We start from the raw sequence: 13,474 nt of genomic DNA, 5'->3' as shown, positions 1-13,474 counted from the left end.
AAGGATGCTTGACTCCTATGGGAGCTGCGGGACAGCTGAGACCCCACAGGAGGCCCACAGGATGTGGGTCATGCATGCGTTTCGACAGGACGTCGTGGTTTTAGCATGCCTACCTTTTGGAGGAGGCACAGCGCCCGCCCCATGGAAAGCGAGCATCCTGAAGTGGAATTTCACACTCTTCTTTTATCAGAGGATTTATTTTGTATTATTTAGAAGTTGAATGAACCCTTAGATAAGATTGTTTGTTTTCTCAAGAAAATAAATGGAACGTAAGGATGCTTGACTCCTATGGGAGCTGCGGGACAGCTGAGACCCCACAGGAGGCCCACAGGATGTGGGTCATGCATGCGTTTCGACAGGACGTCGTGGTTTTAGCATGCCTACCTTTTGGAGGAGGCTCAGCGCCCACCCCATGGAAAGCGAGCATCCTGAAGTGGAATTTCACACTCTTCCTTTTAAAGAACCATCAGATAATCTATATTACTTCTCTTACACAATAAAACACGGTAAAATAAAACTATACTAAATAATTCATTACGTTTTTATTGGAGGTCAATCATTGAGTAATCAAAATCAAACGATGTACGAATATATAGGCAAAGAAAAACTTGAGGAGCTTGTAGATACCTTTTACTCATATGTATCAAAGCACGAGCGACTTGCACCAATTTTCCCAGGCGATTGGGAAGAAACAGCACGTAAACAAAAACTATTTTTAACACAATTTTTAGGTGGTCCGCAATATTATAGTATGGAACGTGGTCATCCTAGAATGAGAGCAAGACATTTACCATTTCCAATCACAATTGAACTTGCACATGATTGGCTAGATTGTATGGCAAAAGCAATGGACGATGTAGATTTAGATGAGGAAATAAAAGAACCATTATTACAGCATTTAAGAAATGTTGCTTATCACATGGTAAACCAAGAATAAATAATAGGAGCTTTGAGGTGAAAGAAAAACCAATTATTTTATTTGATGGCGTATGTAATTTTTGCAATGGCGCTGTTCAATTTATCATTAAACATGATAAACGTGGTATATTTCAATTTGCGTCACTCCAATCATCAATTGGAAAAGAAATAATTGAAACGAAACCGGGGCTTAAAGATTTAGACTCCGTCATTTTAATACAAAATGGCATCGTAAAAACTGAATCTACCGCAGCACTTCAGATTTCAAAGAAACTAGACGGTTGGCCTAAGTTTTTTTATATCTTTATTGTTATTCCAGCACCTATTCGCAACTATTTTTATAAACTTTTTGCATCTAATCGCTATAGATTATTTGGAAAAAGTGAAACATGTATGATACCTACTAAAGAGATTCGAGATCGTTTTTTATCATAAACATTATTACTATACAATAAGCAACCCACTGTCAAATGAACAGTGGGTTTGTTTATTCTGATACCTTATTTCATCCATACTCTTGTCAAAGCCATTCCGATAAAACCTGCCCCCAAACCTATTAACCAACCTGAATGAGGTTCACCTAATAAGGAACCTATTCCCCCTCCCAAGAACATGCAACCAACAAAAACAATTCCACCTATACTAGACTTTGAATGACTCATTTTGGCACACTTCCTCTTTCTTTTTCTGCTTACTTTAGCTTTTTGAAAAATCACTAGTCTGGTTAACAATAAACATTAATTGAACATACTTTTATGAAACACTCATAAATCCTTCTGTTTTTTAGCGATTATTTCAAGTTTTTCCTCAATATTACTAAGTATTTTTTTTAATGATTTAAAATAACTAATAATATTAATAAATACATAAATGATAAAAATGAATAAGAATAAACACATAAAAATTTTTAAAAACATAAAAATAACTTCCATTGTACTCTCCAAGACTAATTTGATTTTTAAGACGACTTGATACAAAAAACTGTCTGTCTTATATTAAATATTTAAATACTTAGGATAAAATTCCTTCTTTTTCCAATTTCATCTAAAAACCTCTATCTAATTAAAGAATTATTAAAATAATTGTTAATAGTTTACAATTTTATTACTATTTGATAACAAAATCTTATATAATGATAGAAGGACAGTTTCATATGATTTTGATTTTTAGAAATTATCTAATTTTTACAGAGGCAGTCCTATGAAAAAGGCATATATATTTATACGGAGAGTGATTAATTTTGCAAAAACACCGAAGACGCAACACAGTAGCATTTACAGTTTTAGCCTACTTTACATTAGTAGCAGGTGTACTATTATTTTGTATCGGATTATACAATGCAGACATGGAGCTTAATGAAAAAGGATATTATATCGCAGTTATGTTATTAGTAGCTGTTGGCGCTATTCTAACTCAAAAAGTAGTTCGTGATAATGCGGAAGATGACGATATTATCGCTGATCAAGAAATCCAGTTAAAAATGAAATTAGATAGCTCAAAAAAAGAATCGAATTAAATTCATCAACTAACCCCTGTCTTTTGACAGGGTTTTTTTATTTTAGTGAGCAAAAAATGCATCTAACCCATTACGTTAGATGCATTTTACTTCCAAACTCTTCTTAACTTGAAGAATTCCTGTAAATATCCAAATAATGAAACTGGAGACATAATCATTTGATAAAAAAGAATAAACATTACAAATCCTATCTTGTTAATTCTTATTTTTAAATGTAGATGTCTAAAAACATAATGCTTTTGATATAAATAAAGTATTGAATAGCTTACAAATGTTAGTGGTAAAACTAATAATGTCATTGGACCAACAATCCAGTTGATACCGAAAAAAGCTAAAACTAGGCCTGGTAACCAACATAAAGTGTATACAAAATCTAAATATAGCATTAGTAAGTTAATCCCAGTGAGGTATTTTGTATAAACTTGTGGTTGTTGCCAAGGTTTAATTTCTTTTAAACCTTCAACCATTCCTCTTGCCCATCTTGAACGTTGTTTTGCGAAATGAGCAAGCGTTGTCGGGGCATCAGTAAATGCTACTGCTAAAGGTTCGAAGTATACTTTCCATTCCTTTTGTAACAGTCTCCAAGTTAAAACAATATCTTCACCAATTGCATCAGGCCAACCGTCTACTTCCTGAACGCATGATGTTTTATATAAACTAAATGCACCCTGTGCTACTAATGTTCCTTGATATAGCCCCTGTAATCTTTTAATTGAAGCGATTCCTAAAAAATAATCCCATTCCTGAATTTTCGTCCAAATTGTTTCACGACTATTTCGTACAAGCATTGATCCAGCTACAGCACAAACATCTTCTGGACTACTTTTAATTCTTGAAACTAAGTAACGAACTGCTGAAGGGTGAATCAATGTGTCAGCATCTAATGTAATTACATAAGGCGTTTTCACATGTTTTAATCCTGTATTTAAAGCATTAAATTTACCAGGATTTGATTCATGTAAAATTGAAATGTTAGCTTTTAATTCTTTTTTTGCTCTTAATACTTCCTCAGTCGTTTGATCTGATGAGTTATTATTTATCACAATCACTTGTATCTCACCAGTGTAATCTTGATCTGCAACATATTTTAATGTATTATAAATGCCTTTTTCTTCATTATAAGCCGCAACTAGTAAAGTAACTGATTCAGTAGGGAACTCATTCTTAAAATTAGGCTGCTTATCTAATATCAAACTAATAATTAAAAAAGCACTCATATATCCAGGAATATATGCAATACCAGTGATAATAAAAATTGCACCTGGCATTGTCACAACTTCAGATAAATCAAATAACCAAGGTAATGATAAATATATTGAAAGGATTAACCACATGAAGGACATCGCGTGACTAAACCAAAATTTCTTTTGAATTGTAAAATAGTATTTATTTCTTTGCTTTTTAATAGGTGTAAGATTAGGCTCCATTATTCTCCCCCCTATCATTCACTTTATTTCAACTAAAAAGTGAAAAAGGTTTCCTGACACGGATGATAACAAGATTATATCACAATAATAACGATTGGGTTAACAAAAACATTATTTTAATAAAATATAAAAAGATGTATTAATATCAAGATTAATCAAGTTTCAAATAAACATTCATTATTTAAAATAAAAATACAAAGCGAAATTTATTTTATTGATATAATATTGTCTATTTATGATATTGTTACAATTCTTTTTAAAAATTCACTTATAATAACCTGCCATGTTCATGCATTTACTTGATTCCTTACATTTCATATTTCAATAATTTGTTTTAATATACTGAAAATTATAAAATATATTTAAAACCAAACATTTAAAAATGAGGTGTTTAATATCGAAAGGAAAATAAATCTATACTGCATTAGACATGGTGAAACTTATTTAAATCGGTACAAAAGAATGCAAGGTTGGGCCGATAGTCCTTTAACAGAAGAAGGTAAATTAGTCGCAGTCGAAGCTGGCAAAAAACTTTCAACTATTCATTTTGATCGTGTTTATACAAGTGATTCTGGCCGAACAGTTGAAACAGCTGAAATCCTACTACACCAAAATCAATATAAGATACCTGTCATTCAAAAAAGAAAAGCATTTCGGGAAACATTTTTCGGTAGTTTTGAGGGGGAATTTTCCGAGGTAGCATTAGGTAAAGTAGCAAGTGACCAAGGATATAGTAGCTTTAAGGAATTGTTTCGCAATCACACACTAGAAGAAATAACGAATTTCATCAAAAAGTCTGATCCGTATCATCATGCTGAAGATTATCACGAACTATGGGAACGATTAGAAAAAGGGTTAAATGAAGTCGTATCTGAAGGCTTGAATCAAGTTGAAAATATTTTACTTGTTACTCATGGAAATATTATCAGAAATATTGTTAAAAAGTTTTCTGATGAAGTAGATATACAAGTTGAAATTAAAAACTCCAGTATTACCATTTTAGAATATACAAATAGTTTATATAAAGTTGTTTCTTTTAATCAGTAAAAATAAAAGACGAAACAAATGTTTCGTCTTTTTGTTTATTATTTTGCAACTTCTTTAACAATTGCAACAACCATCTCAGCAGATTTAACTAATTCTTTGATTGGCATTTTTTCATTTGTTGTGTGAATTTCTTCATAACCAATTGCTAAGTTTACAATTGGGAAGCCATGTCCTGCAAATACATTTGCATCAGAACCGCCACCACTTTGTTGTAATGCTGGTGTACGACCGATTGCTTCAGCAGCACGTTTTGCTACTTCTACAACATGATCACCTTCACCAAATTTGAATCCTGGATACATAATTTGAACTTCAACTTCTGCACGTCCGCCCATTTCTGATGCTGCTTCTTCAAATGCAGCTTTCATTTTAGCAACTTGTGCTTCCATTTTCTCACCAATTAATGAACGAGCTTCTGCAAGGATATTCACTTGATCGCAAACAATATTTGTAGCACTTCCACCTTCGAAACGTCCGATATTAGCAGTTGTTTCTTCATCAATACGTCCTAGAGGCATTCTAGCAATAGCTTTTGAAGCGATTGTAATTGCAGAAACACCTTTTTCTGGAGCCACGCCAGCATGAGCAGTTTTTCCATAAATCGTAGCGATTACTTTCGCTTGAGTTGGAGCTGCTACGATAATATTTCCTACTTCTTCATCGCTATCTAAAGCATAGCCAAATTTAGTTGTGATTAGTTTTGGATCCATTGCTTTTGCACCATGTAATCCTGATTCTTCACCAACCGAAATGATAAATTGAATTTCACCGTGTTCAATATTTTGTTCTTTGATTACTTTAACTGCTTCTAAAAATGCAGCGATACCAGCTTTATCATCAGCACCAAGAATTGTTGTGCCATCAGTTACTACTTTACCATCAACGATTGAAGGTTTGATGCCTTTTCCTGGTGTTACTGTATCCATATGACATGAGAAGAAAATACCATCTACTCCTTCTTTTGTAGCAGGAATCGTTGCAACGATGTTACCAGCACCATGTCCAGTTACGCCCATTGTGTCATCTTCAAACACATTCATTCCAAGTGCTTCTAATTTTTGTTTTAAAACCTTCGCAATTTCAGCTTCAAACTTAGTTTCAGAGTCAACTTGTACTAATTCTAAAAATTCTTCAACTATACGATGTTCATTAATCATATGTGATACGCCTCCATTATAAGTATGTAGAAAAATGTCTATAAAGGTATATTACCATGTTTTTTGGCTGGGCGCTTTTCATTTTTCGTTTTTAATACTTCTAATGACTGAATCAACTTTTTACGAGTTTCACGAGGATCAATCACATCGTCTACTAAACCATATTTTGCTGCAACATATGGATTAGAGAATTTTTCTTTGTATTGGTCCATCCATTCAGCTCGTAGACCTTCAGGATTTTCACTCTGACTGATTTCCTTGCCATAAAGTATATTAACAGCTCCTGCAGCACCCATCACTGCAATTTCAGCATTTGGCCAAGCAAAAACTAAATCCGCTCCAATTGATTTACTATTTAAAGCTACATATGCACCACCAAAAGCTTTTCTAGTTATAACCGTAATTTTTGGGACAGTTGCTTCTGAATATGCATATAAAAGCTTCGCACCATGTCTTATTATACCTCCATGCTCTTGTTTTACACCGGGAAAAAATCCAGTAACATCAACAAATGTAATGAGAGGAATATTAAAGCTATCACAAAAACGAATGAATCTAGCACCCTTATCAGCAGAATGAATATCTAATCCTCCTGCCATTACTTTTGGCTGATTACAAACTAACCCTACAACTTCTCCGTTCACTCTAGCGAATCCAATTACTAAATTTTTTGCAAAATCTTTTTGTACTTCTAAAAATGAATCATTATCTACAATCATTGAAACAATATTCTTTACATCATATGGGCGACTACTATCTTCTGGTATACAATCTAATAAATCTTCCAAATCTTTATCATTTTTCACATAACTAGGTGTTTTTTCTTCCCAATGTGAAGGTAGATAGTCTAATAAACTTCTAACTACGCTAAGTGCTTCCTCTTCGGTCTTCGATTGAAAATGCGCATTACCACTTATTTCATTGTGCACCTTTGCTCCACCTAAATCTTCAGCAGAAATTTTTTCCCCAGTCACACTCTCAATTACTTTTGGACCTGTTATAAACATTTGACTGCTTTCATTCACCATGATGACAAAATCAGTTATCGCTGGTGAATAGACTGCTCCTCCAGCACATGGACCCATAATGACGGAAATTTGTGGCACGACTCCAGAATAAATCGTATTGCGATAAAATACGTGCCCATAACCATCTAATGATAAAACCCCTTCTTGTATCCGAGCACCACCAGAATCATTTAATCCTATGATTGGTGCCTTACATTGAACAGCCATATCCATCAATTGACTAATTTTTTTAGCATGCATTTCACCTAATGCTCCACCAAACACTGTAAAATCCTGTGAAAATACAAAAACCGTTCTTCCTTTGATTTTCCCATATCCAGTTACGACACCGTCACAAGCACCACTTTCTTCGTCCATACCAAAATCAGTACAACGATGCTGTACAAATCCGTATAGTTCAACAAAGCTATCCTCATCAAGTAATAATTCAATCCGTTCTCTAGCCGTGTTTTTTCCTTTTTCATGTTGTTTTTCTATCCGTTCATAACCTCCACCAAGCTCGACTTCAGACTTTTTCTCATACAACTCATAAATTGCATCATATTTACTCATCTCAAAGATCTCCTTTTTCTACAATTTCGATTAACATTCCAAATTGTTTCGGATGAATAAAAAATATTTTCGAACCATGGCTACCTTTGCGAGGTGTATCTTGGATCAAATGAAATTGACGTTTTTTTAAATCTGTAATGGCTATGTCAATATCATCCACTCTAAAAGCAACATGGTGCAGTCCTTCGCCTTTTTTTTCGATATATTTATATATTGGGCTATTTGGAGAAAGTGGTTGAATTAATTCAATATTTATATTTTCCGTTTCAAAAAATGCAACTTCAACACCTTGTTCTTCAACAATTTCTCGGTAAGAACAGTTTAGCTGTAATTCCGTTTCATATTTTTTTATGCTTCTATTTAAGTCTTTTACACAAATTGCCATATGATCAATTTTTGTGAACATTGCTTGTCCTCTCCCTCAAAACGAATGCTTTTCTATCATTCATATGCTAAAATGGGACAAGACTTGTATAATTTTTAATAATTTAACGTGAAAGTTTATTTAATTAGTAAGGTGGTAATGAACATATGAGAAAAAGAACCCAAAAAATCGTCGTGATAATCATGTTAATTTCAATGCTTGCGACTACTTTATTAGCAGGAATCTCTTCATTTCTATAATCAATCAAAAAAGGTTGCGTGAAACTGGAATTTTCTAGTTTTACGCAACCTTTTCTTTATTTAATTGCTCCTTTTTCTTTTGCTATTTGAACAAATGTTTTTGTGGTAGTTGTAATAAATACTTTTGTTCCGTATGGGGTCTTGTCATAAAGCTCATTTACATCGTTTGTATGCATTCTTACACAACCATTTGATATGTATTTACCAATAGAAGATGGATCATTATTACCATGTATTCCATAAATTGATCCGTCAGTGTTTAGTGCATCAAATCCAATCCACCTCGATCCTAATGGATTTTTTGGATCGCCTCCTGGAATATTTTTTTTCTTCCAATAAGGATTCTTGGCTTTATAAATAGCATTAAACATACCCTCAGGTGTCAATTCGGCTGTTTTTCCTGTTGCAACCTTATATACTTTTTGAATTTTCCCGTCATCAATAAAAGCTAACTGATTAACTTTTTTATTAATAATGATAAATGGATCCCCTAGCCTTGGGTTTTGCCCAAGTGGCCATACAGGACTAATGACAAGAAATAGTGAAATAACTAGCTTAAGCAAATTAGTATTCCTACCTCCTTCTTAAACACTTTTAGCGTATTTTTCCTTATACTTAGCTTTCATAACCAAAAAACTTTCCATTTCATGAATGATCATTAATATAGCAGCTCTCGTTTCCAAATCATCGGGTGTATGAGGTAGTGGCATTGATCGAAACATTTTATAAATTTCTTCTAATTGATGACTACAAATTACACCTGTTATTCTAGGGTTTAAGGAGTAGCATAAATCTTTAAAGAAACTTGCTAAAATGTCCGATTGTTCATTACTTACTTGAATGACTGACAATGTGTTAATGACACTTTTTAAAATGACTAATTGCCTTTCTCTCATTAAGAAATAATCATAGTCCTCATCGTTGGTTGTTCGAATATAATGATTTTCAATTTCGAGCTTGGCTGCTTTTTTTGCTTTATCTAGCAAAGCACATGTTTCTTCATATTCACTTAAATGACTGGTTTTAGAAGGATTTTTTAAAAAAATTGAAATTTTTTCGAAGATAAAACAAAACTTTGAATCGATTTGTTCTTTATATATTTTTATTTCATCCTCCAAACTAGGCATATATAAATTACATAAAAGTGCAATTCCCATTCCAACTAAAATAATACTAATTTCATTGACTACGATTGATACTGTCATTTTTTCTAAACCATATAAATGAAGCATAATTACTGCACTAGAAATGACCCCTTCTTGAATTTTCAAATACACCAAAGTAGGGATAAAAAATAATAATAGTAGTCCAATTGCAAAGGGATTATAACCTATTAAGTGGAATATGATGAAACAAAACACTATAATTAACATGCATGCTACGAATCGTTTTAATACTGTTTCTAAAGATCGTCTCTTAGTTGGTTGAATACATAGTATTGTTAAAATTCCCGCTGAAGCATAGAAACTTAAACCAAGCGTTTGAGCGATAAAGATTGCAACTGAGCTACCTAATGCAGTTTTCACTACTCGAGAACCTATTTTATACATAAAATCACCTATGTCTATGATTTTACTTTCTACAGTTTTTAATTCTCTTTTATAACAATAAACTATTATATTTGATTCTATTTTATAAACCATGCTTATCAGCTTTTTAGTTTGGTGAAAATAGAAATAATCTAAAAAAAGGTGTGAGCTTATGAGTTCAAAATATTGCCACGAATCTCGTGCTACTTTAATTATTCGCGTATTCCCTACTGATTTAAATAATCACCGTACATTATTCGGGGGAAAAATACTAGCCGATATGGATATGACAGCATCTATTACTGCTTCTAGACATGCGAGAACAAAATGTGTAACAGCTTCGATTGATCACGTTGACTTCTTACATCCGGTAACTGAACAAGATTGTATATCGTATGAATCTTTTATTGTTTTAACGGGGAGATCATCGATGGTTATCTTTGTAAAAGCCATTGCAGAGAATCTACTAACAGGAGATCGCCGTGTTGCTGCTACTTCATTCTTAACATTTGTAGGGATGAAAGACGACAAAACTGTACCAGTTCCATCAATCATTTTAGAAACTGAAGAAGAAAGAGAATTAGCTGAGATTGCAAAAGCCAGAATTGAGAATCGAAAAAATAACAAACTGATTAGTAAAAATATCGCGAGTATTATTTCTACAAAACCACTAAAATTAAGACAAAATGAGGAATAAATTAGAAAAAAGCTGAAGGATTCACTCCTTCAGCTTTTTCTATTCCGACTTATATTTTTTCAATTGATCAATGAGATGAAATACCTTCAATACCGTGACCTGTATTTGATTTAACTAGAATTTCATCGAACTTTGCTTCACTTTCTTTTTTACTTGAAAGGATTGTACCTAAAAATGCAGCAATAAAGCCTAAAGGAATAGAAATGATTCCTGGATTCGTTAAACTAATTAAAGGATCACCAACAAAAATAGCTTTTCCTTCAATTGGACTCCAAATATTAGGGCTGATAGCTACTAAAATAATCGCAGAAATCAAGCCAGTTAACATTCCCACAACTGCTCCCGTTGTATTGAAACGTTTCCAATAAATTGTAAATAAAATGACTGGTAGATTTGCACTTGCAGCAACGGCAAAAGCTAAAGAAACTAAAAACGCCACATTTAACGATTGTGCAAAAATTGCTAGTATAATAGACAATATAGCAACACCAATAGATGCATATCTTGCCATTGATACTTGTTCTTTTTCAGTTGCCTTGCCTCTTCTTAGAATTTCATTATAGAAATCATGTGCAAAAGCAGATGCCGCTGTTAATACTAATCCTGCTACTACAGCCAATATGGTAGCGAATGCAACTGCCGAAACAAAGGCAAATAAGAAATTACCACCTAAAACTTCTGCTAACAAAGGTGCTGCCATGTTTCCAGCTGGATTTGCCTTAATAATTTCTGCGTTACCAACAAATGCAGCAGCACCGAAACCAAGGAAAATTGTCATAATATAGAATGCACCAATCAACCAAGTTGCATATACAACGGATTTACGTGCTGTTTTTGCGTCACGCACAGTAAAGAAGCGAACAAGAATATGTGGTAACCCTGCAGTCCCTAGTACTAGAGCTAAATTTAATGAAAGTGTATCTAAACCATTTGTATATTTAACACCTGGATTTAAAAAAGTTTCCTTAAGAGGAGTTGCCGTTTTCATTTGACTAAACATTTCTGTAATACTGAAGTTAAATTTTGCAAATACGATAATTGAAATCACTAAAGTTCCAAGCATTAGGAGTACAGCTTTTACAATTTGCACCCAACTTGTGGCTGTCATCCCTCCAAAAATTACATACACAGTCATTAATACACCTACAATTAAAACTGCAGTGGTATATTCAATTCCTAATAATAATTTGATGAGTGCACCCGCTCCAACTAGTTGTGCAATCATATAGAAAATAGAAATTGTCATTGTATTTAAAGCTGCTACGCCTCGTACCTTTCTTTGATCAAATCTTGCAGCAATCATATCTGCTAAAGTATATTTTCCAAGATTCCTAAGTGGTTCTGCTACCAAATAAAGTACAACAAGATAAGCAACTAAAAAGCCAATACTATAGAAAAAGCCATCAAATCCAGTTAAAGCAATTGCGCCAGCTATACCTAAAAATGAAGCAGCAGACATATAGTCACCTGCGATTGCAAGTCCATTTTGCCAGCCCGTCAAACCGCCACCTGCAGTGTAAAAGTCTTTTGCATCCTTGGTTTTTTTAGAAGCGTAATATGTAATGACGAGTGTCCCAAGTACAATGATTAAAAATAGTATAAAGGCATACGTATTCAAATTACTCTCCTCCTTTATTTAACTTCTTAACAATACCTTCAGACATTTCATCGAATGATTTTGCCTTTTTATGATAGATCATACATAATCCCCATGTCATAATGAATTGTGCGAAGGCAAAAATCCAAGCCCAAGTAATATCACCAATCGCTTTCGTATTCAGTACTTTAGAATAAGACGTCATTAATGGTAAAGCGATATAAAAGCATAAAAAGAAAATAGACATTGGTAAAATAAATTTTCTTTTCGCTTTTAATAATTGTTTAAACTCTGGTGATTTCGCTACTTCCGAGTAAACGTTTACAGTTTTCACATTATTTTTTTCGATTTCCATTTACATATCTCCCTTCAATTTTTTGTTTCTTGAATATGAGTACAAAAACAAGTCCAAAAAAGAATAAGAAGAACGATAGAAAGTTCCAATAAAACGATAGAATATTCAGAAACTTATTTTTATTGTATTTCATTTGTTAGAGATTAATAAAATGTTTTCGTATGACAAAAAATATGAAATTTCTCTAAAAATATAGAAATCGTTAGAAATAGCTACTAAAATTATATATTCTTCAATGAAATGAATCGAAATCTTTTGAGCAATACTATCTATGTATTAGTTGAATAAAAAACTAAATAAAAGAGAAACCTTTTAGGCTTCCCTATTTATAGACCACTACTATTTGTAATATTAATATCGTTCGAATAGATTTATTTATTCATTCCCATCCAAATGATAGATTAGCTGCACAACGCCTGAAGAGAACGTTCGCGTATTCACCAATTTTAAATTTACCCTTTTGTTTATATCGATAAACATTGGTTTTCCTTCTCCCAAAATAACAGGGTGAACAGATAATCTAAATTCATTTACTAGATCTAAATTGATAAAAGTTGTAATGAGACTTGCGCCACCATATAGCCAAATGTCTTTACCAGGTTTATTCTTCAATTTACTTATTTCTTCAGCAATATTTTCGTGAATAAATATTGCTTGATGATCTTCTTTTTGTGATTTGGAAAACACATACTTTTCCTTACTATGAACCAAATTCCACATTTCTTTTTCTGTATCAGAGTCCGTCGTATTTGGCGTATATTGTCCCCATAATTCGTAGCTTTTTCTTCCATATAGTATCGTATCTATTTGATTCAAGAAATTTGTAAATCCCATTTCTGGGTCCATAATGCACCAATCAACTTCACCATTTTTCCCTTCAATAAAACCATCTAACGTAACTGCTAAATCTAAAATGATTCTTCTCTGTTTTACGTTTTCTGACATAAGTAAAACTCCTTTTTCATTAGATCTTCTTCTACTACTATTGTAATATTTCATTATTGATTAATGAAATTGACTAATATTC

General features: G+C 32.9%; 16 protein-coding genes. 6 read left to right on the top strand and 10 right to left on the bottom strand.

Features of this window, described 5'->3' with window-relative positions; genetic code table 11:
- Positions 1-580 precede the first annotated feature (580 nt).
- Together ACX6U0_RS10965 and ACX6U0_RS10960 are read left to right on the top strand one after the other, a co-directional pair.
- On the top strand, positions 581-937 hold the full coding sequence (locus tag ACX6U0_RS10965) for a globin domain-containing protein (RefSeq protein WP_464959975.1): 357 nt from the start codon (positions 581-583) through the stop codon (positions 935-937).
- Positions 938-954: 17 nt separating this feature from the next.
- The gene (locus ACX6U0_RS10960) at positions 955-1,353 is read left to right on the top strand and encodes a thiol-disulfide oxidoreductase DCC family protein (RefSeq protein ID WP_464959962.1); all 399 of its coding nucleotides are present in this window, start codon (positions 955-957) and stop codon (positions 1,351-1,353) included.
- A gap of 65 nt (positions 1,354-1,418) precedes the next feature.
- On the opposite strand, the gene ACX6U0_RS10955 is transcribed toward ACX6U0_RS10960, so the two are convergent.
- Positions 1,419-1,580, bottom strand: coding sequence for a hypothetical protein (locus tag ACX6U0_RS10955; protein ID WP_192602500.1), 162 nt, complete (start codon positions 1,578-1,580; stop codon positions 1,419-1,421).
- Between the two features lie 578 nt (positions 1,581-2,158).
- Between ACX6U0_RS10955 and ACX6U0_RS10950 the strand changes: the two genes are divergently transcribed.
- Entirely contained in the window at positions 2,159-2,434 is a 276-nt protein-coding gene (locus tag ACX6U0_RS10950) for a YiaA/YiaB family inner membrane protein (protein WP_464959961.1), read from the top strand.
- An 86-nt stretch (positions 2,435-2,520) separates the two neighbouring features.
- Here the strand turns inward: ACX6U0_RS10950 and ACX6U0_RS10945 are convergent, their stop codons facing one another.
- On the bottom strand, positions 2,521-3,861 hold the full coding sequence (locus ACX6U0_RS10945; protein ID WP_464959960.1) for a glycosyltransferase family 2 protein: 1,341 nt from the start codon (positions 3,859-3,861) through the stop codon (positions 2,521-2,523).
- Positions 3,862-4,248: 387 nt separating this feature from the next.
- Here ACX6U0_RS10945 and ACX6U0_RS10940 point away from each other — a divergent pair, with 387 nt between their 5' ends.
- Positions 4,249-4,908 (top strand): histidine phosphatase family protein, encoded by a 660-nt coding sequence (locus ACX6U0_RS10940; RefSeq protein ID WP_464959959.1) that lies wholly within the window; start codon positions 4,249-4,251, stop codon positions 4,906-4,908.
- Positions 4,909-4,946: 38 nt separating this feature from the next.
- Here ACX6U0_RS10940 and ACX6U0_RS10935 read toward each other — a convergent pair whose 3' ends face one another.
- The 3 genes from ACX6U0_RS10935 to mce are packed head-to-tail and all read right to left on the bottom strand — an operon-like array spanning position 4,947 to position 8,051.
- The gene (locus ACX6U0_RS10935; protein ID WP_464959958.1) at positions 4,947-6,065 is read right to left on the bottom strand and encodes a M20/M25/M40 family metallo-hydrolase; all 1,119 of its coding nucleotides are present in this window, start codon (positions 6,063-6,065) and stop codon (positions 4,947-4,949) included.
- A gap of 38 nt (positions 6,066-6,103) precedes the next feature.
- A complete protein-coding gene (locus tag ACX6U0_RS10930; RefSeq protein ID WP_464959957.1) occupies positions 6,104-7,645 on the bottom strand; it encodes an acyl-CoA carboxylase subunit beta in 1,542 nt (513 codons plus the stop codon).
- Position 7,646: 1 nt separating this feature from the next.
- Positions 7,647-8,051 carry a methylmalonyl-CoA epimerase gene (mce, locus tag ACX6U0_RS10925; RefSeq protein ID WP_464959956.1) on the bottom strand — a complete coding sequence of 135 codons (405 nt, stop codon included), beginning with the start codon at positions 8,049-8,051 and terminating at the stop codon, positions 7,647-7,649.
- A gap of 125 nt (positions 8,052-8,176) precedes the next feature.
- Here mce and prli42 point away from each other — a divergent pair, with 125 nt between their 5' ends.
- Positions 8,177-8,269, top strand: a complete 93-nt coding sequence (prli42, locus tag ACX6U0_RS10920; RefSeq protein WP_087999023.1) for a stressosome-associated protein Prli42 — start codon at positions 8,177-8,179, stop codon at positions 8,267-8,269.
- A gap of 56 nt (positions 8,270-8,325) precedes the next feature.
- On the opposite strand, the gene ACX6U0_RS10915 is transcribed toward prli42, so the two are convergent.
- The gene (locus tag ACX6U0_RS10915) at positions 8,326-8,832 is read right to left on the bottom strand and encodes a L,D-transpeptidase (RefSeq protein WP_464959955.1); all 507 of its coding nucleotides are present in this window, start codon (positions 8,830-8,832) and stop codon (positions 8,326-8,328) included.
- A gap of 21 nt (positions 8,833-8,853) precedes the next feature.
- On the bottom strand, positions 8,854-9,819 hold the full coding sequence (locus ACX6U0_RS10910) for an aromatic acid exporter family protein (protein ID WP_464959954.1): 966 nt from the start codon (positions 9,817-9,819) through the stop codon (positions 8,854-8,856).
- Between the two features lie 151 nt (positions 9,820-9,970).
- Between ACX6U0_RS10910 and ACX6U0_RS10905 the strand changes: the two genes are divergently transcribed.
- Positions 9,971-10,495: an acyl-CoA thioesterase gene (locus ACX6U0_RS10905; protein WP_087999020.1), complete on the top strand. Its 525-nt coding sequence runs from the start codon at positions 9,971-9,973 to the stop codon at positions 10,493-10,495.
- 67 nt (positions 10,496-10,562) lie between these two features.
- On the opposite strand, the gene ACX6U0_RS10900 is transcribed toward ACX6U0_RS10905, so the two are convergent.
- The 3 genes from ACX6U0_RS10900 to ACX6U0_RS10890 form a co-directional block, all read right to left on the bottom strand.
- On the bottom strand, positions 10,563-12,113 hold the full coding sequence (locus ACX6U0_RS10900) for a solute symporter family protein (protein ID WP_464959953.1): 1,551 nt from the start codon (positions 12,111-12,113) through the stop codon (positions 10,563-10,565).
- A gap of 1 nt (position 12,114) precedes the next feature.
- Positions 12,115-12,447, bottom strand: a complete 333-nt coding sequence (locus tag ACX6U0_RS10895) for a DUF485 domain-containing protein (RefSeq protein WP_464959952.1) — start codon at positions 12,445-12,447, stop codon at positions 12,115-12,117.
- Positions 12,448-12,822: 375 nt separating this feature from the next.
- A complete protein-coding gene (locus ACX6U0_RS10890; protein ID WP_464959951.1) occupies positions 12,823-13,392 on the bottom strand; it encodes a dihydrofolate reductase family protein in 570 nt (189 codons plus the stop codon).
- Between the last annotated feature and the right edge of the window lie 82 nt (positions 13,393-13,474).

The organism is Gottfriedia sp. ABJ_BB2_2, assembly GCF_055484705.1.
Note: the sequence above shows the minus strand (reverse complement) of the source record. Positions and strands in the feature narration are given on the sequence as shown.